We start from the raw sequence: 22,318 nt of genomic DNA on the forward strand, positions 1-22,318 counted from the left end.
ATGTCTCCGCCGTCATCGTGGGTAGTCATATCAGTCGGAAGCAGAATCCAAGTTCAGTTCATCGGAACCCAGCAAACCTAAGCGTCCTGCCGCTTCCGATGCAGCCTTCTGTTCAGCTGTTTTCTTGGACGTCCCTTCTCCTCTGCCGTAGGAGACACCATTAAGAATAATCTCAACAACAAAGCGCTTCGAGTGATCCGGTCCCGACTCTTCAACAAGCCGGTAGATCGGACTGTCCCACGAATTGGCCTGGGCGTGCTCCAGGACGAGACTCTTATAGTTGATGTACTCATCCTTGGTCACAATTTCACGCCAGTTGTCAAGCAAGTGCGTCTCGATGAATGCGGCAGCAGCCTTGACGCCGCCGTCAAGATACAGCGCGCCGATTAGCGCTTCGAACGCGTCTTCAAGAATAGAGGCGCGATCGCGGCCTCCGGCGCGTTCTTCGTTGTCGCTGACGATTAGCGACGCACCCAAGCCGAGTCGTTTGGCCGCGCCCACTAACGACGTACCTGAAACGATGACCGACCGTAATTTTGTCAGCTGACCTTCAACCATCCCGGGAAACAGATGATAAAAGTACTCAGCAATCACAAAATCGAGCACCGCGTCGCCAAGAAACTCGAGACGTTCATTGGATTCGTGGCGACCCAAGTTCTCTTTTGTCAAGATGCTCCGATGGCGCAATGCGGCCACCAGAAGCAACGGATCCTTGAAGCGGTAGGCAATGCGGTCTTCGAGCTTCCGCAACCGCTGCCAGATGTCGGCGGGGATGTCCCCCTGTCTTCTGAACAGCATGTCGCGCAGCCAACTCATGCCAATGCTTACCCTTCTTTGCGGAACTCCGGTTTGGCAACGATCAGAGAAGAATTATGCCCGCCAAAGCCGAAGGCGTTGGACATGGCCACCGGCACCGGACGGGTGACGGCGACGTTGGGTGTAACAAACAAATCACAGGCCGGGTCCTGATTCTCAACATTGATTGTCGGCGGAATCAGGTCGTTCTTCGTGGCCAGGATTGTGGCAATCGCCTCAATCGCTCCTGCCGCGCCGAGCGTGTGGCCGGTCATGGATTTCGTGGAAGACACGGCGAGTTTTTCGGCTTGCGCGCCAAAAACCGAGCGAATTGCGCGGATTTCGGTAGGGTCACCGACATCGGTTGATGTGCCGTGTGCATTGATGTAAACGATGGACTCGCGATGAATTCCCGAGTCCTTGAGCGCGGCTTCCATGGCCCGACGGGCGCCGTCGCCGTCTACGTGAGGAGCCGTAATGTGGAAGGCATCGCCACTCGCACCGGCGCCGAGAATCTCGGCGTGAATGGTGGCACCACGATTCACCGCGGATTCGAAGCTCTCCAGAACCAGCACGCCAGAACCTTCTCCGATCACGAAACCGTCGCGGTCCGAGTCAAACGGACGGCTGGCCTTTTCGGGAGCATCGTTGCGCGTGGACAGTGCCTTCATGGCGTTGAAGCCGCCCACGCCAAGATGCGTGATTGCGGCTTCTGTACCGCCTGCCAGTATCACATCGGCCTCGCCGGCCTGAATCAATCGTGTAGCGATATGAATCGAGTGGCCGGCCGTGGCGCAAGCTGAGATGACCGCGAAGTTCGGTCCGCCCAGACCGTATTGAATCGAGATCTGACCCGAGACGATGTCCGAAATCATCATCGGCACGAAGAACGGGCTGATGCGCTTTGGCCCGCGTTCGAGGTAGACTTTGACCTGTTCTTCAAACAGATCAATTCCGCCGATGCCTGAGCCGATAATCACGCCGATGCGCGTCTTGTCCACAGGCGAATCCGCGCCGATAAGTCCGGCATCCGTTAACGCCTGATGCGCCGCCGAAATACCGAATTGCGTGAATCGCTGGAAACGGCGAGCCTCTTTGGGATCCATGAGGTCACCGATTGCAAAGCCTTTGACCTCGCAGGCGAATTTCGTGACGAACTCCGCCGGATCAAATAGCGTGATCGGAGCGGCGCCGGAACGACCGTGCGTGATCGCGTCCCAGAAACTCGCTACGTCGTTGCCGACCGGTGTGACAACGCCTAAACCGGTGACGACAACTCGCTGTCTTGCCATAGTTAGAGGGAGGTTTAGGCGTTCGCCGAGGACTTGCTCTTCAGGTAGCTCAACGCGTCGCCGACGGACTTCATCGTCTCAGCATCCTGATCCGGAATCTCAAGGCCGAATTCTTCTTCGAATGCCATGACCAGTTCGACGAGATCGAGGGAGTCCGCGCCGAGGTCCTCGACGAAGCTGGCGTTGTCGGTCACGCTGGCCAAATCCACCTGCAGGCGATCGGCGATAATCTTCTTGATCTTGCTTTCCATTTCGGACATGTTCAAGGCCTCCGGTTGAAAGAATCGAACGGTTTGTTCATTTTGCTACATATGCATGCCGCCATCCACGACCAGAACCTGACCGGTTACATAGTCGGAATCGGCGGATGCGAGGAATGCGCAGACTTGCGCGATATCTTCGGGTTTTCCAAGGTACTTTAACGGAATGACAGACATGTACGCGGAGCGCGTTTCGTCAGTCAGGCCGTGCGTCATTTCGGTCTCAATGAAGCCCGGTGCGACGGCGTTGGCGCGTATGCCACGGCCCGCAAGCTCTTTCGCCACGGACTTGGTGAAGCCAATCAGGCCGGCTTTCGACGCGGAGTAGTTCGCCTGGCCTGCATTGCCCATCACACCGACGACGGATGCCATGTTGATAATCTTGCCGTAGCGCGCCTTCATCATCGGCTTCGTGGCCGCTTGCGTACAGACAAATGCACCGGTCAAGTTGACGGTCAGGACTTTCTCCCAGTCGGCCAGCGACATGCGCATTAACAATCCGTCGCGCGTGATGCCGGCGTTGTTGACGAGGATGGTCAGTCCGCCAAGTTCGTCCACGGCCCGTTGTACAAACGCCGTGGCGCCGTCGCGATCCGTAACGTCGAGCACTTGCTGTATCACTCGCACGCCGCACTCAGCGGCAAGTTCCCGAGCGGTTTGTTCAAGATCAGGGGCTAACACATCCGTTAGAGCCAAATCCGCGCCATCTGTTGCGAGTCGGCGTGCAATGGACTTACCAATGCCACGTGCCGCTCCCGTTATCCAGGCGACTTTGCCACTTAGTGGTTTACTCACGCGGTTGCCCCCGTCCGAAGTGCGTCTAATTCTCCTGCGGTGCCCACTGTTTGTCCAACCGCGCCGTTGACGGTCCGCTTCAGCAATCCACTCAAAACGTTGCCCGGACCCAGCTCCAGCCAGCGCGTCGGCGCGTGTTCTTGCATGGCGAGCAGTCCTTCGGTCCAACGGACGGGCGATAGAAGCTGTTCAGACAGTTTGACGCGAATGCCGGCCGCATCGGAGTGCGCGAGCCCGCTAACGTTTGAGGTAACCGGCACAAGCGGAGTGTTGATCGCGGCCCGCTTCAAGGCGTCGTCCAACTTATCGGCGGCGGATGCCATCAGCGGTGAATGAAACGCTCCCGAGACGACCAGTTTGCGCACCAGTTTGGCACCGGCTGCCTTGCAGAGCTCCATAGCCTTCTCCACGGCGGGGACTTCGCCGGATATTACCAACTGGCCCGGCGAATTGTAATTGGCCGGGACCACGATGCCGATTGAGGCTAGGCCTTGACAAATCTCTTCGACCTTGGCGTTGTCAAGTCCGACGATGGCGGCCATCGTGCCCGGGCGCTCCTCGCCGGCCGATTGCATCGCGGCGGCGCGCACCTTGACCAATTCCAGTCCCGTCTCAAAGCTAAACGCGCCCGCCGATGCCAATGCGGAATACTCGCCTAAGCTGTGGCCCGCAGCAATCTGCGGAGTAATATTATGCTCGGCGAGAAGTTCGGCGACGATGACGGAATGCACATAGAGTGCGGGTTGTGTCACGCGCGTTTGGCGCAGTTCGTCTTCCGGTCCATCGAAACAAATCTTCGCCAGATCGAACCCGAGGATCTCGTTGGCCAGCGCAAAGCGCCGCTTGACGTGATCATAACGATCGAACAGGTCACGGGCCATGCCAACAGTTTGCGAACCCTGTCCGGCGCACAGAAATGCAGTCTTATGTCCGCTCAAAATCCAGTTCCGTTGTGATTCAAAACCGTACCACCATGCCGCCCCACGTGAAACCACCGCCGAAGACGACCGAAAGCATAACCTGCCCGTCCTTGAGCTTGCCTTCCTTGCGCGCTTCGTACATCGCCAGGGGGACCGACGCCGAAGAAGTGTTGCCGTATTTGTGAATGTTCAGGAACACCTGTTCCATCGGCAATCCCATGCGCTCGGCCGTCGCTTGAATGATGCGCAGGTTGGCCTGATGCGGAATCAACCAATCAATGTCGGCCGGTTCCAGCCCCGCCTTTTTCACCGATTCGGCGGCCGTCCGTTCCAACATCCGCACGGCATGTTTGAACACCTCGTTGCCATTCATGTACATGAATGCATTCGTATTGGGCTTACCATCAGCTTTGGCCGCCGTTCCATGGCCGACAGAATAGAGTAGTTCAGTATGTGCGCCGTTTGAACCGATTATCGCCGACATAATGCCGCGATCATCCGTCGTTTCAGTAACGACAGCCGCGCCGGCCGCGTCACCAAACAGAACGCAGGTTGAACGGTCATCCCAATTGATCATTGGCGTGAGCATCTCGGTGCCGATAACCAGAACATTCTTGGCCCGCTTGGCGGCGATCAAAGTGTCTGCGTTATACATCGAGAAAACAAAGCCGCTGCACGTCGCACTGACGTCCCACGCCGCCGCTTTCTTGGCGCCGATGGCTTCCTGAACAAAGACCGAGGTTGCCGGAAAACGCATGTCGCCAGAGATCGTGCCGATGATGATCGCATCGAGTTCGCCGGCTTCCATTTGCGCATCCTCAAGCGCTTCCCGAGCGGCACGAATGCAGAAGTCCGAGGTCTTCTCTTCCGGCTTCTTGATACGTCGTTCGCGGATTCCCGTGCGCGTTGTGATCCACTCGTCGGACGTGTCCACCATGCGTTCCAAATCGGCGTTCGTCAACACGCCATCCGGAATTCCGATTCCCAATCCGGCTATCCGCGAAACAGGCTTGACGCCCTTACTCATCGTCATTATCCTCTACTTCAAGCTCGTCGCGCTTCTCGGTTCGGCCTTTGTAACGCGCCATCCCGCGGGCGAGCATGCCGGCGTCGAAATGCTCCACGCCGCCGCTTAGTGCTCCGGGCAAGTTGCGCTGAACCATATTACGCGCTTCGCGAATCGCGTTCTTGATCGCCTTAACCGGAGATCCGCCATGACAGATAATTGAGACACCGTTCACGCCCAGCAACGGAACCCCACCAATTTCGGAGTAGTCATACTCGCGGGCAAGCTGCGCTAACGCTTGCGACGGCGGATTCGATCCGTTGGAACCAGCCATGCGGGCCATAAACGTGTGAAAAATTGACTCACTCAGTTTCAAGACGACGTTGCCCACGAAACCGTCGCAGACGACGACGTCGGCCTTGTTCTGAAAAATGTCGCGCCCTTCAATGTTCCCAATGAAATTCAGACCGCTCTGCTCAAGCAAATAGTGCGTGGCCAGCACCAGTTCATTCCCCTTGGTCTTCTCTTCACCAATGGACAATAACGCAATGCGCGGCGCTTCCATGCCCATGAGCAATTCCATGTATGTCGCGCCCATAATCGCAAACTGCAGCAGGTTAATCGGTTTGCAATCGGTATTCGCGCCGACATCCAGCAGAATGGAAAAGCGGCCTCCACCCTGCGGGAAGAGCCCGCCAATGGTCGGACGGCGAACACCTTTGATCAAACCAAGCTTCAGATAGCTGGCCGCCATTTGCACGCCGGTATGGCCGGCGGACACAATGGCCGCAGCTTCACCGGATTGGTGTGCATCAATCGCCATCAGCAGCGAGCTGTGGGGCTTCGAGCGCACGACTTTACCCGGCGAGTCGGTCATCTCGATGACTTCGGGAGCATGGACAACGCGCAAACGGCCGTCGTCCGTGGTGCGGTTTAGACGGCCAAGTTCCGTGCGCAACGCGGCTTCTGGGCCAAACAGTGTGACCTTGACATCGGGCAATTCATCTGTCGCCAGACAAGCAGCCTCGACGGGCACGCGCGGGGCGTGATCGCCCCCCATTGCATCCAGGGCTATGACCATGGACGACAAGAGTAGTTGCGGTTAGCTGTTCTTAACGGGAAGGACAAAACGGCCATTGTAGTAGCCGCAGGACGGGCAGACACGGTGGGGCGCAATCGTGGCCTTGCAATTCGAGCACGTCGCCAACGCCGGGCCGCTCAGGTTGAAGTTGGCACGGCGGCGGTCACGGCGTGACTTGCCGACGCGTCGTTTCGGTACTGGCATGTTAGGTTTCCGTTTCTATGGTTAATGAAAAACTAATTCGTCGGGCAATTACACGGGCCGTCGTTGAGATTGGCGCCGCAATTCACGCATAGACCCAGGCAGTCTTCGCTGCACAGATGGCGGCCTGTGAAGGCCAGGATTAAGAAGTCGCGCACGTCTGAAGACAGGTCGAGTTCGACCGTGCCTTGCCGGACGTACGTGATGTCATCGTCGTCAACGGGCTCGCCACCCGGGGGCTGACCCATGACAAAAAGCAGCGGATTCTCAGTCTCAATCGAGATCGTTGTCTCGCTGAGGCAGCGATCGCAGTCCGCAATGGCTGTCGTGGCCAGCTTAATCCGCAAATCAAAATACGGATCATGCCGATCCAGCCGGGCCTTGACATGAATCGGCTCAGGAAACTCGGCGGGACTCAGGTCCAGTTCCGAGGGCTTCAGGTCTTCAATGATCTCGTGAATCCCGTTGGGATAGCTGGGCAAATGTATCTTCACGGCAGGAGAACTGAAGTAATAAAGATAACAAGACTTTGGGTGAATATCAAGCCACAAAACCGCTACAAAAGAGTCCAATATCCTGAATCTAAGCGTAATATCCTAATAAACTTAGAATCCGACCGCGGCGGAGGGGATCACTTTGGTTCTTCAGGCGACCCGGGAGCGTCATCGGTCTCGGGGTCCGTCAACCTGGTTTCCAAAGAATGTATATGGTCGCGGATTTTGGCCGCCTCTTCATAGGCTTCCATTTCCACGCACTCCTTGAGCTTCTGATGCAGGTAGGCAATCTGTTCAACGATGGAGCGATTGACCGGTTCGTTACTGACTGCCGCTCCATCCATGACCTTCTTCGATACAGAGATCGCGGACTTCGTTTTCAGCGCAAGCGCGATGGCATCCGACGGGCGCGCATCAATGCGTCGAATCTCGCCATTGGCGATCTTCATCTCGACTTCAGCGTAAAAAGTATTGTCACGCAAGTCGCATATGGTCGTGCCGCGGACCTCAATGCCGCTCTCCAGCAAGATCGCCGCGAAGAGGTCGTAGGTCATCGGGCGCGCGTACTCCAGTCCCTGCAACAGAAGCGAAATGCTCTGTGCTTCCGCAGCGCCAATAAAGATCGGAAGCCAGCGTTCGCCGTCCTTCTCCTTCAAGATCACCACATAGCCTTGATAAGGCGGGCAGACCGAAATTCCAATGACTTCTACCAAAACCATGTTCTTTCCTTTTCGACGGTCGAATCCTGTAATGCGCCGATTACTCGGCAGCCGCCTGCTGCTCAGCGGCCGGGTTCCGCCCTTCCGGCTCCGCATTCTTCGGAGTGTTCTTGGGCGCAGAGGTGCCGGGGATGCGCTTGAGTTTGCCGGTGGGAGTGTACGGCAGGGCGGGCACTATGGCCGCACGCTCCGGGTGCATGAAGCGGGGCAGTTTGTCGGTCAAGTGTGCCGCCACTTGATTGAGGTCAATCGAGCCGGCGCGCGGTAAGATCGCAGCATTGACTTCATGTTCAACTTCATCCGTCGGAACGCCATACACAAACGCCTCGGCAATCCCGTCCAGTCCGCGCAGGCCGTCTTCAACTGCCTTGGCTTCTACGAGAAAACCGCCGCGCGAAAAAACCGAGCGGTCACATCCAGCCAGATAAATGAAGTCATTGGCGTCGATTCGCCCCCAGTCCCCCGTCGCTTGTACCGTCCGCACAGGTTCACCCTTCGCCTGAAAGGTCAGCGAGACGACCCGAACGGGCGATGGCGCGCCATTATATAATATGCGGCCCAACCTGTCAGCCGATGCCCGCTGATCTTCCAAGTCGTGGACCAACAGCTCAGCGCCGCCGATAGGTCTTCCGACCGATTCCGCCGGCCAAACGCCCGGCACTGAATTGACAGTCAAGAAGCCCGCCGCTTCCGTCGCGCTGTAGCCGCACCATACTGCGGCATCCGTGGCATTCGCCAGCATCTGCGCGTACTCTTCCGACAGATCGAAATCAGTGACCATCACCGCGGATATTTTTGCTTTCACTCCCAGCAGCTTCTCAGCGTTCCAGGCTTGGCGATCAGAAGCTTGACACAGCAACAAGATACGTTGCGAGTCGAGCTTTCGAGTGACTTTCGGCAGGAACTCGGCAGGATCATCAATCACCAACATACCACCTGCCGATAGTACGGCGCACAGCCCAAGCGCGAACGCCGGTGACTGTGCCAGGTTACCCGTGAACCAGAGCTCCGCGCCAGACTTCAGGCGCAACGCTTGGATCAGCGATTGAGCTTGCCAACCAATCGCCGCGCCGCTATGGTGATAAACTCTCGGCAGAGCGCAGGTGCCAGCGCTGTGCAGCAAGAAACCGCCCTCGGTCGTCGCGTCGGTCGCAGTAGACCGCCTGACGGTGCTTGCCGGACCAGTTTCTCCACTCCACTTGAGGTACGGTAGGCGTGACCGCACTGCCGAGGAGTCAAGGGCTGAACCTCCGAAGACGCCTTGGACGCGCAGGGCATCCATCAATTTGCAAAGCAGATCAAAATCCTGCCGAGGGTCAACGAGGAATGGGGCGACGCCTTCCGCCAAACAGGCGAGTATGACCGCAACACAACCTGGCGTGCGTTCACAGGCAACGGCCACAATTCCATCCGCCATGACCCCAGACGAAGCGAGATTTGCACGGACGGCGGAAACCTCTTCGGCCATGGCAGAAGCGCTGACCTTCTTGCCCTGATAGACCAGCAGCGGGCGGTCTGAACGCGGACTGAGGAGCTCGTCCACCCAACGTGCCGCCATAAATGTCTGTCCGGGTCCGCTGGTCATGTGACCAATTCACCTAAGCGGTCTAATGAGCGGTACTGCACGGCCTCCGTGACGTGGTGCAGTTCGATTTCTTCGCAGCCGCCCAGATCCGCGATGGTGCGAGCGACCTTTCGAATACGATGATAGGCGCGCGCGGAGAGGCCCATGCTCTCGACAACCTGTCGCAGCAGCTCCAGGCTGTGGCTGTCAATCGGCGCGAACTGCTCGATCTCTTTATTGTTCATTTGCGCGTTGGCGTAGAGATTCGAGCGGTATTTCTCGTAGCGTTCGCGCTGTTTGCGGCGGGCGAGTTCCACGCGACTGCGAATATGCTTCGTGTCATCTTGCGCGGCAGGCGCCGACAACTCATTCCACGTGACGCGCGGGACCTCAACGTGAAGATCAATGCGATCCAGAAGCGGTCCGGAAATGCGCGATACGTAGCGGCGAATCTGCTCGGGCGTGCATTTACACTCACGATCCGCGTCTGTTGCAAAACCGCAAGGACAGGGATTCATGGCCGCGACGAGCATGAACTGCGCGGGGTACGAGAGCGTAATTGCCGCGCGGGACAGCGTGACGACACCGTCCTCGAGCGGCTGCCGCATAACTTCCAGTACGTTCTTGTGGAACTCGGGGAGTTCGTCTAAGAACAGCACGCCATGATGCGCGAGTGAAACTTCGCCCGGTCGCGGAATCATGCCGCCGCCGATCAACCCGGCATCGGAAACCGTATGATGCGGCGAACGGAATGGCCGATTGGCTACGATGGCCTGGCCATCCCGGAGCAGGCCCGCGACCGAATGGACGCGAGTCGTTTCGAGCGCTTCGTCCAGACTGAATTCCGGGAGAATCCCGGGCAGACGCTTGGCCAACATCGTTTTCCCAGAACCCGGCGGGCCGATCATCAAGACGTTGTGCGCACCGGCCGCTGCAATCTCGAGCGCGCGTTTGACCGAAGCCTGCCCGCGCACGTCTGAAAAGTCACCGACGGGCTCGCGCGACTCATCAAACAATTGTTGGTGGTCTACTGTGAAGCGCGCAATCGGCAACTGGCCATTGAGAAAGTCCACGGCGTCACGCAACGTGCCAACCGGATAGACAGACACGTCGGGAATCAGCGCGGCTTCGCGGGCGTTGCCGTCGGGCACAATCATCCGCGCTACGCCCTCGCGAGCCATGGCATGCGCCACAGGCAGAACCCCGCGCACGGGACGGACATGGCCGTCGAGCGCTAATTCGCCAACTACCGCGACATCCCGCAACGCATCGGGGACCAGTTGCCCGGATGCGGCCAAGATGCCCAGCGCCATCGGCAGGTCGAAACTGCTGCCCTCTTTGCGAATATTAGCCGGGGCAAGGTTTAGGGTGACCTTGCGCAATGGCATCGCGTAGCCGGAGTTCTTAATCGCCGCGGCGATGCGTTCCCGCGCTTCTTTCACGGCATTGTCAGGCAGACCGACGACTACTGTGGAGCGTTCGGAGGCGTTTTCGAGATGACACTCCGAGCGGACGCGATATGCATCCACCCCCAGTAACGCCGCTGTGATCACCTCGGAGAACATGGAATTAGCTACAACTTTCGGTCATATATGCGCCACCGCTTATAGGGTTTGGAACCCATGGATTGCGCGGCGCTGTTCATCATCTCGTTATCTTCCAGCACCCACGAAAACTCGCCCCAGCCATAGCCGACCGATGTGCCGGCTTCGTAGGCGCGCAAGTACAGCACGGTGTCAATGCCCTTCTTGCGGAACTCCGGCAGAACGCCCATGGCCAAAATGCGCGCGCGGCCCGTCTTGTGCTTATTCAGCAAGAGCCTGATGATGCCGAACGGAAAGAGCTTGCCGTTGAGCTTCTTGAATATCACATTCAGGTCCGGCAGTCCAAGAATGAACCCGACGGTGCGACCGTCGTCCGTCTCCGCGAATTGAATCAGACGCGCGTCGAGAACCGTCTTCAGGCCCGCAGCCATCACATCAATCTCGGCGTCGGTCATGGGCACAAAACCCCAGTTCTCTTCCCAGGCGGAATTGTAGACGAGTTTGAACCGCTCCACTTCGCCGCGAAAATCCTTGGCATTGAAGGTCCGGAAGCGAATCGCCAACCGTTCTTCCAACTTGCGACCGATTGTCCGCACGCGCTCGGACAGCTCACCTTCGTGCATTTCGTAGGCGAGCAGGTCCTTTTCTTTGGCAAAACCCTCCGCCTGAATCAGATCCGCGTAGTACGGCGGATTGTGCGTCATCATCACGGCGGGCGGTGTGTCAAAGCCGTCCACGAGCAGACCGCACTCTTCATTCGTCGAGAAGTTCATCGGGCCACGCATCACATCCATGCCCTGGTCCCGCAGGAACGAGGCAGCGGCCTCGATCAACGCATGCGCCACTTCCTGGTCGCGAACACATTCAAAGAAGCCGAAGAAACCGACACGGTCCTTCCAAAACTCGTTGTGCGCGCGATTGACGATCGCACAGATACGCCCTGTTACACAATCGCGGTCATCAACGGCCAAAAAGCTCTTGACAACCGCGTGTTGATGAAAAGGATGTTTGGGGGAGAACAGGTTCCGCTGATCGAAAAGTAGTGGCGGCACCCAGTGCGGATCGCTACCCTGTACTTGCCAGGGAAACTTGAGAAAGCGGGTCAGCATCACCGGATCCTGAACCGGAACTATGCGAATCGGAATGAGTGGCCTCCGCGCGGAATGGAATGATCTTGGATATCTTGGCGATCTTGTCCAGCGCGAAATCGAGCTGCGCATGAGTATGCGTGGACATGACCGAGAAGCGAATCAGGCTCTGGCCGGGCTGCACCGCAGGCGGCACAACCGGATTGATGAAGATACCCTCATCCTGCATCATCTTGCAGACCTTGAACGAATTCACCGCGTCACCAACCACAACCGGTATGATCGGCGTGTTGCTATGACCCGTATCGAGACCCAGATTCCTGAGTCCGTTGCGCAAGTAGTTTGCGTTGCTCCACAACTGAACACGGCGCTCAGGTTCTTCATCAATGATCTTCAGTGCTGCCAAGACCGCGCCGACTGTCGCCGGCGGCGGACTCGCCGAGAAGATCAAGGCGCGCGCATGGTGTTTCAGGAAGTGAATGATATCTTCCGAAGCGGCCACAAAACCGCCAATGGCGGCCAGCGACTTCGAGAAGGTGCCCACGATCACGTCGGTCTCGTCGGTCAGTCCGAAATGCCCGGCTGTGCCGTCGCCGTGGGGGCCATATACGCCGACGCCGTGGGCGTCGTCAAGAATCAAATCAACGTTGTACTTCTGGCACAACTTCACGACAGCAGGCAGATCACAGGTATCGCCCTCCATCGAGAATACGCCTTCCGTGATTACGATAACATCCTTGCCCTGGTGAACCCGCAACAGTCGCTCAAGATCGGCCATGTCGTTATGCCGGAACTTGGCGATTCTGCCAAAGGATAGCCGTGTCGCGTCAATGATTGAAGCGTGCGAAAGGGCGTCCGCGATCAACCACGTATTCCGCGTCACCAGCGTCGCGATTGCTCCAAGGTTGGCCTGGTAGCCTGTCGTGAACAGCAGCACCGAGGGCTTGCGCAAGAATTCCGCGAGTCGTTCTTCGCATTCACGGTGAATACTCAGCGTCCCGTTGAGGAATCGGGAACCCGCGCAACCCGCGCCGAAATCGCGCACTGCCTGCTGCGCCGCTTCCTTTACTTTCGGATGATTGGTCAGGCCCAGGTAGTTATTTGAACCGAGCATGAGAATATCGCGGCCGTCAATTTTGACAACGGCATCCTGGTCCGTTTCAATCGCGCGGAAGTAGGGATATATTCCCGCCGCCATCACTTCACGTGCGGTTTTGAACTGGGCTACTTTCTCGGAAATTCTCAAACCACTACTCCAACGGCTGACAAAAGTTATAACTCAACGACTCAATATTTGCGACTGAACATGTCGGACAGAAAAGGAACAAAGAAACCACGCCCCTTAAAGACGTTCAATATACCGAGCACCGCCAAAACGACGCAGAAAAACAGCACGAAATCCCAGATGAACCGGAAACGCAGCAAAAGCGCCAGGATTTCAATGAAAAACAGCGCCATCCCCAAGCGGACATGGCCCGCCACAAATGCGGATTCTTCGCGCTTGAAGAACGGCACAAAACAGACGACCGGGACGTACGCCAGCACAGCAAGGAGCTTCTCGTCCTCGCTGACTTCGTACTGCTCGGCAGGCGGTGGGGTAGGTGCTTCCTCTGGCATAATCGGCATTGTGGCACCCCCGACGGGACTCGAACCCATGCTCCCGGCTCCGGAGGCCGGTGCTCTATCCACTGAGCTACGGGGGTAAAGACGATCGGGCGGGTGCGACCCGCTTTAACCCGATAATATAATCAGATTAGACCCAATATGCAATACGGGGTGCGGGATACTAATGTGCTATTTCTAATGAGTTTCTGCTGATCAGCGAGACTACCGACCCAGCCGGGTGCTGAGCGAATGATCGTAGATTTCGCTGGCCAGACTGAGAGGCAAGGTGATCCAATCGTTGATGACAATCAGCTCCCCTCCTACCCTGCCGAGCATCTGCAGAGGCACTTCCATCAACTGGCAAAGCTCCTTGAGCTTAGGCCAGTTGTCATGCTCGACACTTACGACAACGCATCCGGCCGTCTCGGCGAACAGGGTGTCCACGACCCGCTGTTTCCATGGAAACGTCAACAAACAGCCAATGTTCCCGGCCATGCATGACTCGGCAACTGTCACCGCCAGCCCGCCTTCCGAAATGTCGTGGGCCGAAGCGATCACTCGTTGCCGCGCGAGCTCGGGCAGAAGGCGTATCAGTTTGACATGGTTTTCAATATCAAGGCGCGGAGGGGCTCCTGCCGTGACGCCGTGCATTGTGGCCAGATATTCACTGCAGCCCAAGTCAGGTCCGATTTCGCCTAACAGTGCGATGAAATCCCCTTCGCTGCGAAATGAAATCCCGACATGCTTGCTAACATCGTCAATCACGCCAACCATGCCGATCACAGGAGTCGGGCGGACCGGGCCAGCGGGAGACTCATTGTAAAAGGACACATTACCGCCGGTGACAGGGATATCCAGGGCCGTGCAGGCGTCAGACATCCCGGTGATGGCTTCGTGGAAGAAGAAGTAATTCTGCGGCTTCATCGGATTGGCGAAATTCAAGCAGTTGGTAATGCCAACGGGAACCGCACCCGTACACGCGACATTCCGGGCACCTTCGAATACTGCGAGAGCGGTTCCGCGCCGCGGGTCCACCGAGACATAACGAGAGTTGCAGTCCACGGACAGTGCCAGACCCTTGTTCGTGCCTGGTACCCGCACCACACCGGCGTCGGTGCGCCCGCCACCCTGCGCCGTGGATGCTCCAATAGTATGATCGTACTGCTCAAAGACCATTCTGCGACTGCAAATGTTCGGTGCACCAAGCAAGGCCACGAGTGCGTCGTTCCAATCCGACGGATCGGGCAGATGCGTTGGATCAAACGACAAAAGCGGGTCCAGCGACTCAGGACGCTCATGCTCGCGCACGTTCTGCGGGGCGCCGCCGCCTAACACGAGTGATGCCGCGGGAATACGCCCGACCTCCACACCGTCTTCGATAATTGTAAAATCGAGGTCGTCAGTTACGTAACCCACCAGATCGGCGTGCAGGTCCCATTTCCCGAATATTTCATGCGCATGATGCTCTTTGCCGCGTTCCAGCACGACCAACATCCGTTCCTGCGACTCTGATAGGCAGATTTCGTAGGCGTTCATGCCTTTTTCGCGGCGCGACACCTTGTTCACGTCGAGCACTATGCCGGTGTTCCCACGCGCCGGCGTCTCGCTGCAGGAACAGCAAATTCCTGCGGCGCCCATGTCCTGCACACCAACTAACGCATCCGTTCCGGCCAATTCAAGCGTTGCTTCGAGCAGGAGCTTTTCCTTGAAGGGGTCGCCGATCTGCACCGACGGGCGCTTCTCCTTCGAGGACTCGGACAGGTCTTCTGAAGCAAACGATGCGCCGTGGATGCCGTCGCGTCCAGTCGCGGAACCTACAACGAACACGGGATTCCCAACGCCTTTGGCCGCGCCCGTAATGATCTTATTCACTTCAACGACTCCGACTGCCATCGCGTTGACCAGAGGATTCTCGTTGTAGGATGCATCAAAATAGACCTCGCCCGCGACCGTCGGAACGCCGAAACAATTCCCATAGTGGCTGATTCCACGCACGACTCCGTCGAGCAATTGCGCGGTGCGCGGATGAGAGGGATCGCCGAATCGCAATGAGTTCAAGGCCGCGATAGGGCGCGCGCCCATCGAGAAAATGTCGCGCAGAATGCCGCCTACACCCGTCGCCGCGCCCTGAAACGGCTCGATCGCCGATGGATGATTGTGGCTCTCAATTTTGAAACAGACGGCCATGCCGTCGCCAATGTCAATCAGCCCCGCATTCTCTTCACCCGCTTCCACCAGTACACGCTTGCCCGTGCGCGGGAGGCGCTTGAGTTCGCGAATCGAGTTCTTATACGAACAATGCTCGGACCACATCGCGGAGAATATTCCCAGCTCGACAAACGTCGGCACGCGATTCAAAATTCGTTGAATATGCTCGTACTCGTCGGCCGTCAGGCCGTGCGCCAGTGCGGTGTCCAAAGTTACGGGCGGATAGGCAATCGTCATACTACCGTTCGTGATTTTCGTTCGTGAAAAAACTCGAGCACTTTGTCAGCCAGTTGCGGGCTGATCCCCTTAATGGCCGTCAACTCGTCGCGCGTCGCGTCGGCCAAACGCTGCATGGTGCGGAAGTGCATCAGCAATAACTTCCGCCGCGCCGCGCCGATGCCGGGGATGTCCTGCAATTCGGACGCCATAGACTCTTTTTGCCGCACAAGACGGTGATACGTTATGGCGTAGCGGTGCACTTCATCGCGCACCTGCTGCAGCAACTTGAGCGCGGACGACGTCTTGGGCAAATTGAAAGGCTCATTGTCGCCGGGCCGATAGATCTCTTCGAGCTTCTTGGCCAAACCGATGATCGGTACGTTATCGATCCCGAGGGCGCGCAGTGCCTCAACGGCATTCGAGAGTTGGCCTTTGCCACCGTCAATGAGAATCAGGTCCGGCATAGGCTGTTTCTCTCTCTGCAAACGGGAAAACCGCCGACTCACGACTTCGCGCATCGACGCAAAATCGTCAGGACCTTCAACCGTTTTGATTTTGAAACGGCGAAACTCCGAACGCGCCGGGCGACCATTCTTGAAAACCACCATACCCGCCACCTGATGATCGCCCATCAAGGTCGAGATATCGAACGCGACGATTTCGCGCGGCGGATCATGCAATCCGAGCCGCAGCTTCAACTCTGTCAAACTGGCCGGAATCCGTTCACGCTTGGTCTGCGACCGCAGGAGCTCCTGCAATTGGAGATCGGCGTTGCGCTGCGCAAGGTCCACCATTTGCACTCGCTCGCCGCGGGCCGGAATGCGCACGTCCACTCGGGCATCGGCCTGTGAGCGCAGCCATTCATAGAAAGGCTCGGCATCGCTCGGCTCGCACGGCAGGACCAGTTCATCGGGCACGGCCGATTGGGCGTAGTAAATCTGCAAGGCCTGGGCAAGCACGTCGGGCAATGGGGTGTCTTTGGGCAGCCGCACCGGATAGTGAACTCGGCCCAGCATGCGGCCGTCGCGTACTTGCATGACGACGAGACAGCCATCTTCATCCTGAATGGCCAGACCAATGATGTCACGATTGATCGGCTCGGGAGAGATGATCGTCTGCCGCCGGGTCAGGTTCTCCATGGAGGCGAGCCAATCGCGCAACTGGGCAGCCCGTTCAAAGCGCAAATCCTCGGAGGCTTCGTCCATGTCGGCGCGGAGACGGGCGATGATGTCACCGCCGCTCCCTTTCATCACAGCCGAGAAGTCGCGTACACGCTGCATGTATGCATCCGGCGACTCGTTGCCGATGCAGGGTGCATTGCATCGCCCCAGATGAAACTCGAGACACGCCTTAAATTTTCCGCGGGCCACAGATTCTTCTGTCAGCGGCAAGTTGCAAGTGCGAATCTGCAGCATGCCGCGCAGCACATGCAGAAGTCCTTTCAAATAGCGCAAGTCGCCGTATGGACCGAAGTGGCGCGAGCCATCCTGCTCGGGCCGCCGTGTTAAAAAGATCCGCGGAAACGGCTCATTGACGATGCGCAGGTACGGCTGCGACTTGTCGTCTTTGAGCATGACGTTGTAACGCGGCTTGTGCTCGCGAACGAGATTACTCTCGAGTATCAGCGCCTCGTACTCTGTTTTGGTCGTGATGACCTCGACATCCGCGATCTTGGAAACCAGAATCTCAAACTGCGGCCGCCCGTCGGAAGTCTTTTGAAAGTACTGCCGCACGCGGTTGCGCAGAACCTTCGCCTTGCCGATGTAAATGACTTTGGCGCGGGCGTCGCGAAAGATGTATACGCCAGGATCCTTGGGCAGATTGTCCAACTTCTCCTGCAGATCCGGCGTCATCTGCTATCCGTGCTTGGGATGCTCGACGACTTCAACCAATACACCGCCGAATGACGACGGATGCACAAATCCGACCAGCGTGTTTTCAGCACCGGGGCGCAGCGTCTCGTTGATCAGTTTTGCGCCTGCCTGCGCCAATTCAGTCAATGTCTGCTGTCCATCCAGCGATTTGATCGCCAAGTGGTGCAAACCTGGTCCCCGCTTCTCTACAAATTTGCTCACGTTGGCGTCAGGACTGTCTCCGGCCAGAAGTTCAATTCTAAAATCACCAATCTGCAGAAACGCGACATGAGTATGCTGTGAGGCCACATGCTCGCGGTGCGTCAGCTTCGCGCCCGTCAAACGCTGCCAGTCGGCGATAGCCTGTTCCATGTCAGGAACGGCGACGGCGATATGATCTAATCCTTGCATAGTCGTTATTAATTCTGAAAGAAATTGTCAAGGCTGTCTATCAATGTGTCCAAGTCGGCGCGTGGTTCAAGCGGCACGGGAAGAGCCCGTTGCAGCACTTTCCCGTAGCGAGTATTCAGCAGCCGTGTATCGGCGAGAATTGCGACACCTCGATCCTCGGGATGACGGATCAATCTACCAAGCCCTTGCCGCAGACGAATTGCGCAGGCCGGCACGCTGATACCATAGAACGGATCGTCACCGCGCTCGGTCGCTAATTCTCCGCGCGCCTCTTGCCATGGGTCCGTGGGCACGTCAAAGGGCAGTTTTACTACGACTACTATTTGCAGCGCGTCGCCGACCAAATCAATCCCCTCCCACAGCGCCGAGGACCCAATCAGCATGCCGCCCGACGATTCACGAAAGGCCTTAACGATTTCGTGAGTGTCCCGGCCGCTGCGCTGTTGCAGGAGCACACGATTGTGCTTGCGAGCTACAGGCGTCAATCGCTTGATCAGCCCATCCGCGCTGGCGTGGGACGTACACAAAACCAAAGTATTCCTCGGCACATCCGATAGAATGCGCGCGAGAATCGCCGCGACCTGATCGTGATGCGCGTCCGTCTGCTTCGCGTCGGGCAGGAAGCTCGGACAGTAGCAGCGCATCTGTTTGGACAGCGTGAACGGCGAATCAAGCACCGCACGAGAAACACGCACCGTATCACCCTGCTGAATTCCCAGCGTCTTTTCAAGGACGGCAAATTGTCCTTCGTGGGTCAGCGTCGCCGAGGTCAGCACGGCGCCGTGCGTCTGCGTCCAGAGAGCGTTCTGCAGAATTGCGGCGACTGATATCGGTGCGGCGGATAGCGACACGCCGCCCGCGCCGCGATTCCCTGCGCCTTCATACCAGTATACATAATTCGCATGCGTGGCCGCCATGGTCATGCGGCCCGTATCCAACAGTTCGTTCAACGATGCGGCCACCGAGCGCAGCTCAAGCATGCGCTCCTTCACATCACGGCGCGTTTCATCGTCGGCAAACAATGCCCGCAGCACTCCGTCGAGACGCTCGCTCAACTCTTCAAAATCCGATATCAGGTCGGCAAACGCGTTCGCGAGGTGCTCTTGCGTGGGGGTGGCCGCGCGAAGGCGTTTGCGCGTATCCTCGTTCAACTGCTGACCAAGTCCCTCCGCCGCATGCTGAAAGGCCAGGCGAGACTTGCGATAAAGGGCCTTAACCAGAATGTCCAGCGCTACAAGTTCCGTGCTGACTTCGTCGTCGCGTGATTCTTTCGCGAGCTTGGTCAACAATCCGCGCGAAGAGCGCTCATCAGACAATCGCGAAAGAACGTTTCGCACGGCGACGGGGCTGAAACTCAACGAATATGCCGCGACGATGGCGCGCTCAAACTGATGCGCTTCGTCCACAACCAAGCGACGCTCAGTGCCCTCGCCGCCCAGAAAACGCGTAAAGTCGGTCGCCAGCAACGCATGATTCACGAGCAGCAAGCGCGCTTTCTTCGCGTCATCCAGCGCCTGCCGATAGTAGTCGCCGCGGTTCGCGCCGCATCCGGCTCCCGAACATGCAGCGGCATCCGAGCAGACCATGGACCAAACAAGAGGCTCGTACTCCGGTCGAAATCCACCGATTTCGCCGATGTCGCCGCGAGTGGTCAAGTGTGACCAGCGCAGCAGCGGCAGAAGTTTGTGGCGGTCGCCGTCACTCAGGCGGCCATCCACGTCGCGCAGCGCGGCCCGCAATCTACGCTTGCACAGGTAGTTGTCACGGCCTTTCAAGACTGCCGCCGGTACGCGGCGCTGCGTGGACCGGGCAATGTCCACAATCTCTTTTGTAAGAAGTTGCTCCTGGAGCGAGCGCGTGTGGGATGAGACAACCACCTGTCTATTGCTGTCTTCGTCGCCGGCCAGTGCCCATTCCAACGCGGGGACCAAATAGCCCAATGACTTGCCTGTTCCCGTCGGAGCTTCAAGGAGCAACACTTCCTCATTGACGAAGGCGTTTGCGACGGCCGTCGCCATCTGTACCTGTTGTTCGCGCGGAGTGAAATGCGGCAGGTTGTGACTGAACAGACCGTTGTCATCAAGTTCCGCAATCGAGAGTTCCGCCAAATTGTCCGGTTCCGTCTCAGCTTCAGCCGTCTGCGGTGGTGCTATGTCTAACGCAAGTGAGCGCAAGCGGTCAAAGAACTGTTCCGAGCGATGGTGGCCGTTCCCCGCGATGGCAGCAATCTCTGCGGCCAAATCACCCCAGACCCGATCCGGCAAGAATCGGATCATTTCAACGAGTATCTCGCCTGTCGCCTGCGCATCATCCGACGCCCTGTGGGCGGAGTGCAGAGTAACGGCAAAGGCCGAACACAAGCTACTTAGCGAAAACCGCGGAAGCTCCGCCCAAAAAATCCGGGCAAGCTCCGCGGTGTCAAGTAGTGTGTTGCGCGGAAAGCGAAAATCCGTACCTCCGGAGGCGACGAGAAAACTGACGTCAAAGGAGATGTTCTGTCCGACGACGGGCGAGTTGCCGATGAACTCGAGCAACTCGCCGCGTATGTCGGAGAATTTTGGCTGTCCGGCCACGTCACGATCGGTAATGCCGGTCAGTGAGATGATGAAGGGCGGGAGTTTGCGGCCCGGGTCGAGCAGCGTCTGAAACGTGTCAACCACGACGCCATTTTCAAACTTAACCGCACCTACTTCAATGATCTCATCGTCGCCCGGAGAAATGCCGGTCGTCTCAACGTCCACGGCAACGAAGCAACCGAGGCCCAGCTCGGTCAACCACGCCGCGGGCCGCTGCTCAGGACTGGTCGTCGCTGAAGAAGCGGATATTGAGGTTGCGCGCGGCACCGGCTTCGTCAAGTCTGCGGACAGGGGTTGTATATGGCGCGTTCTTGAGCAGTTCCGGAGTCTCGCCGGCCTCGCGGTCTATGCGCAGCATGACGTCAATGAACTCGTCTAACGTCTCTTTGCTTTCAGATTCCGTGGGTTCGATCATCAGGCACTCAGGAACGATTAGCGGGAAGTAGACGGTTGGCGGGTGAATCCCGAAGTCGAGCAGGCGCTTCGCGATGTCCGTTGTACGCACGCCTTTGGCCTTCTGGTTGTTTCCCGAGAAGACCGCTTCATGCATGCACGGACGGTCCATGTGGATCAGATAGTTCGGAGACAGCTTCTTGCGCAGGTAGTTCGCGTTAATAATTGCATTGTCACTAATCGCTCGCAACCCATTGCCGCCGAGACTCTTAATATAAGTTAACGCTCGGACGAGCATTCCGAAGTTCCCGTAGAACGTGTGTACCGAGCCAATAGAATCGGGTCGATCCCAATCCCACAGTGCCTGGTCTCCCTTCTTGGCCAGCACGGGCAAAGGCAAGAATTTCGAGAGCTTGTCCTTAATCGCGACGGGACCGCTGCCCGGACCGCCGCCGCCGTGCGGCGTCGAAAAGGTTTTGTGCAGGTTCATGTGACACGCATCAAAGCCCATGTCGCCCGGTCGGGCAATGCCCAATAAGGCGTTGAGATTCGCGCCGTCCATGTAGACCAGTCCGCCCGCGTCGTGAACGAGGTCTATGATCTTGGCAATTTTCGTTTCGAAGAGGCCGAGTGTGTTCGGATTCGTGATCATCAATCCCGCAACGTCCTCATCCAACGTCCGCTTCAACGCCTCGATGTCCATGAGACCGTTCTCATCCGACGGAAGTTGAGTGACGCCATAACCGGAGAGGACGATTGAGGCTGGATTGGTGCCGTGCGCGCTGTCAGGAATGACAATTCGCTTACGCACATTGCCATTCTTCAAGTGGTAGGCGCGGAACATCAACAGCGCAGTGAACTCGCCTTGAGCTCCGGCCGCAGGCTGCAACGTGATCGCATCCATGCCGGTCACTTCAATCAGCGACTGCGACAGCTCCCACATCAATTGCAGCGCACCCTGAGCGCTGCGGGGCGACTGCCACGGGTTCAGCCCGGCGAAACCCGGCAAGGCGGACATCTCGTCATTGATCTTCGGGTTGTACTTCATCGTACACGACCCAAGCGGATAGAAATCGCGATCAATGTGATGGTTGCGGGTCGAGAGATTCGTATAGTGGCGCACCACGATGTTCTCGCTTACTTCCGGGAGTCGCGGAGCGGACTCGCGGGCGAGACCAGCCGGTGGCGTGTATCTCGGCAGATTCTCCGGTGTGGCGGGTACCTGCAGGCCCGTACGACCGGACTTGCTTTGCTCGAAGATGAGCTGGGTTTCGCTCTGCAGAGCGCGAACGTC

General features: G+C 57.7%; 20 protein-coding genes and 1 tRNA gene. All 21 read right to left on the reverse strand.

Translation table 11 applies throughout. The features are described from left to right. Positions 1-30: 30 nt before the first annotated feature. Positions 31-816 carry a ribonuclease III gene (rnc, locus tag IPH10_03470; protein MBK6909979.1) on the reverse strand — a complete coding sequence of 262 codons (786 nt, stop codon included), beginning with the start codon at positions 814-816 and terminating at the stop codon, positions 31-33. Between the two features lie 8 nt (positions 817-824). Next, positions 825-2,087, reverse strand: coding sequence for a beta-ketoacyl-ACP synthase II (gene fabF / locus IPH10_03475; protein ID MBK6909980.1), 1,263 nt, complete (start codon positions 2,085-2,087; stop codon positions 825-827). A gap of 14 nt (positions 2,088-2,101) precedes the next feature. Next, positions 2,102-2,347: an acyl carrier protein gene (locus IPH10_03480; protein ID MBK6909981.1), complete on the reverse strand. Its 246-nt coding sequence runs from the start codon at positions 2,345-2,347 to the stop codon at positions 2,102-2,104. A 45-nt stretch (positions 2,348-2,392) separates the two neighbouring features. Further along, positions 2,393-3,142, reverse strand: a complete 750-nt coding sequence (gene fabG / locus IPH10_03485; protein ID MBK6909982.1) for a 3-oxoacyl-[acyl-carrier-protein] reductase — start codon at positions 3,140-3,142, stop codon at positions 2,393-2,395. Continuing rightward, the gene (gene fabD / locus IPH10_03490) at positions 3,139-4,023 is read right to left on the reverse strand and encodes an ACP S-malonyltransferase (GenBank protein ID MBK6909983.1); all 885 of its coding nucleotides are present in this window, start codon (positions 4,021-4,023) and stop codon (positions 3,139-3,141) included. Before fabD ends, fabG begins: the two co-directional genes overlap by 4 nt. 76 nt (positions 4,024-4,099) lie before the next feature. After that, positions 4,100-5,089 carry a ketoacyl-ACP synthase III gene (locus tag IPH10_03495; protein ID MBK6909984.1) on the reverse strand — a complete coding sequence of 330 codons (990 nt, stop codon included), beginning with the start codon at positions 5,087-5,089 and terminating at the stop codon, positions 4,100-4,102. Then, positions 5,082-6,149, reverse strand: a complete 1,068-nt coding sequence (gene plsX / locus IPH10_03500) for a phosphate acyltransferase PlsX (GenBank protein MBK6909985.1) — start codon at positions 6,147-6,149, stop codon at positions 5,082-5,084. Before plsX ends, IPH10_03495 begins: the two co-directional genes overlap by 8 nt. A 21-nt stretch (positions 6,150-6,170) precedes the next feature. Further along, entirely contained in the window at positions 6,171-6,353 is a 183-nt protein-coding gene (rpmF, locus tag IPH10_03505) for a 50S ribosomal protein L32 (GenBank protein ID MBK6909986.1), read from the reverse strand. A 32-nt stretch (positions 6,354-6,385) separates the two neighbouring features. Beyond that, complete coding sequence (locus IPH10_03510; protein MBK6909987.1) at positions 6,386-6,844, reverse strand: DUF177 domain-containing protein; 459 nt, start codon at positions 6,842-6,844, stop codon at positions 6,386-6,388. A 137-nt stretch (positions 6,845-6,981) separates the two neighbouring features. Beyond that, positions 6,982-7,563: a bifunctional nuclease family protein gene (locus IPH10_03515; GenBank protein MBK6909988.1), complete on the reverse strand. Its 582-nt coding sequence runs from the start codon at positions 7,561-7,563 to the stop codon at positions 6,982-6,984. Between the two features lie 40 nt (positions 7,564-7,603). Beyond that, on the reverse strand, positions 7,604-9,121 hold the full coding sequence (locus tag IPH10_03520) for an acyl--CoA ligase (protein MBK6909989.1): 1,518 nt from the start codon (positions 9,119-9,121) through the stop codon (positions 7,604-7,606). Positions 9,122-9,144: 23 nt separating this feature from the next. After that, complete coding sequence (locus IPH10_03525; protein MBK6909990.1) at positions 9,145-10,692, reverse strand: YifB family Mg chelatase-like AAA ATPase; 1,548 nt, start codon at positions 10,690-10,692, stop codon at positions 9,145-9,147. A gap of 8 nt (positions 10,693-10,700) precedes the next feature. Beyond that, positions 10,701-11,780 carry an N-acetyltransferase gene (locus IPH10_03530; GenBank protein ID MBK6909991.1) on the reverse strand — a complete coding sequence of 360 codons (1,080 nt, stop codon included), beginning with the start codon at positions 11,778-11,780 and terminating at the stop codon, positions 10,701-10,703. Next, entirely contained in the window at positions 11,737-12,957 is a 1,221-nt protein-coding gene (locus IPH10_03535) for a pyridoxal phosphate-dependent aminotransferase family protein (protein ID MBK6909992.1), read from the reverse strand. Before IPH10_03535 ends, IPH10_03530 begins: the two co-directional genes overlap by 44 nt. Positions 12,958-13,046: 89 nt before the next feature. Beyond that, complete coding sequence (locus IPH10_03540) at positions 13,047-13,415, reverse strand: hypothetical protein (protein MBK6909993.1); 369 nt, start codon at positions 13,413-13,415, stop codon at positions 13,047-13,049. Then, positions 13,388-13,462, reverse strand: a tRNA-Arg gene (locus IPH10_03545). The genes IPH10_03540 and IPH10_03545 overlap by 28 nt, the downstream gene beginning before the upstream one ends. A 124-nt stretch (positions 13,463-13,586) precedes the next feature. After that, the gene (gene purL, locus IPH10_03550; GenBank protein ID MBK6909994.1) at positions 13,587-15,809 is read right to left on the reverse strand and encodes a phosphoribosylformylglycinamidine synthase subunit PurL; all 2,223 of its coding nucleotides are present in this window, start codon (positions 15,807-15,809) and stop codon (positions 13,587-13,589) included. Continuing rightward, positions 15,806-17,644 (reverse strand): excinuclease ABC subunit C, encoded by a 1,839-nt coding sequence (locus tag IPH10_03555; GenBank protein ID MBK6909995.1) that lies wholly within the window; start codon positions 17,642-17,644, stop codon positions 15,806-15,808. The genes purL and IPH10_03555 overlap by 4 nt, the downstream gene beginning before the upstream one ends. A gap of 3 nt (positions 17,645-17,647) precedes the next feature. Next, on the reverse strand, positions 17,648-18,055 hold the full coding sequence (locus IPH10_03560; protein ID MBK6909996.1) for a VOC family protein: 408 nt from the start codon (positions 18,053-18,055) through the stop codon (positions 17,648-17,650). Positions 18,056-18,063: 8 nt separating this feature from the next. After that, complete coding sequence (locus IPH10_03565; protein MBK6909997.1) at positions 18,064-20,910, reverse strand: DEAD/DEAH box helicase; 2,847 nt, start codon at positions 20,908-20,910, stop codon at positions 18,064-18,066. Continuing rightward, positions 20,849-22,306, reverse strand: a complete 1,458-nt coding sequence (gene gcvPB / locus IPH10_03570; protein MBK6909998.1) for an aminomethyl-transferring glycine dehydrogenase subunit GcvPB — start codon at positions 22,304-22,306, stop codon at positions 20,849-20,851. Before gcvPB ends, IPH10_03565 begins: the two co-directional genes overlap by 62 nt. Between the last annotated feature and the right edge of the window lie 12 nt (positions 22,307-22,318).

This window comes from bacterium, from assembly GCA_016702305.1.
Classification (GTDB): domain Bacteria; phylum Electryoneota; class RPQS01; order RPQS01; family RPQS01; genus JABWCQ01.

What these genes read in the sequence shown, in the direction of transcription:
- rnc (MBK6909979.1), bottom strand. Translation starts at nt 816, where the DNA reads ATGAGTTGGCTGCGCGACATGCTGTTCAGAAGACAGGGGGACATCCCC.
- fabF (MBK6909980.1), bottom strand. Translation starts at nt 2,087, where the DNA reads ATGGCAAGACAGCGAGTTGTCGTCACCGGTTTAGGCGTTGTCACACCG.
- IPH10_03480 (MBK6909981.1), bottom strand. Translation starts at nt 2,347, where the DNA reads ATGTCCGAAATGGAAAGCAAGATCAAGAAGATTATCGCCGATCGCCTG.
- fabD (MBK6909983.1), bottom strand. Translation starts at nt 4,023, where the DNA reads ATGGCCCGTGACCTGTTCGATCGTTATGATCACGTCAAGCGGCGCTTT.
- IPH10_03495 (MBK6909984.1), bottom strand. Translation starts at nt 5,089, where the DNA reads ATGAGTAAGGGCGTCAAGCCTGTTTCGCGGATAGCCGGATTGGGAATC.
- plsX (MBK6909985.1), bottom strand. Translation starts at nt 6,149, where the DNA reads ATGGTCATAGCCCTGGATGCAATGGGGGGCGATCACGCCCCGCGCGTG.
- rpmF (MBK6909986.1), bottom strand. Translation starts at nt 6,353, where the DNA reads ATGCCAGTACCGAAACGACGCGTCGGCAAGTCACGCCGTGACCGCCGC.
- IPH10_03515 (MBK6909988.1), bottom strand. Translation starts at nt 7,563, where the DNA reads ATGGTTTTGGTAGAAGTCATTGGAATTTCGGTCTGCCCGCCTTATCAA.
- IPH10_03520 (MBK6909989.1), bottom strand. Translation starts at nt 9,121, where the DNA reads ATGGCGGCACGTTGGGTGGACGAGCTCCTCAGTCCGCGTTCAGACCGC.
- IPH10_03525 (MBK6909990.1), bottom strand. Translation starts at nt 10,692, where the DNA reads ATGTTCTCCGAGGTGATCACAGCGGCGTTACTGGGGGTGGATGCATAT.
- IPH10_03530 (MBK6909991.1), bottom strand. Translation starts at nt 11,780, where the DNA reads ATGCTGACCCGCTTTCTCAAGTTTCCCTGGCAAGTACAGGGTAGCGAT.
- IPH10_03535 (MBK6909992.1), bottom strand. Translation starts at nt 12,957, where the DNA reads ATGGCGGCGGGAATATATCCCTACTTCCGCGCGATTGAAACGGACCAG.
- IPH10_03540 (MBK6909993.1), bottom strand. Translation starts at nt 13,415, where the DNA reads ATGGGTTCGAGTCCCGTCGGGGGTGCCACAATGCCGATTATGCCAGAG.
- purL (MBK6909994.1), bottom strand. Translation starts at nt 15,809, where the DNA reads ATGACGATTGCCTATCCGCCCGTAACTTTGGACACCGCACTGGCGCAC.
- IPH10_03555 (MBK6909995.1), bottom strand. Translation starts at nt 17,644, where the DNA reads ATGACGCCGGATCTGCAGGAGAAGTTGGACAATCTGCCCAAGGATCCT.
- IPH10_03560 (MBK6909996.1), bottom strand. Translation starts at nt 18,055, where the DNA reads ATGCAAGGATTAGATCATATCGCCGTCGCCGTTCCTGACATGGAACAG.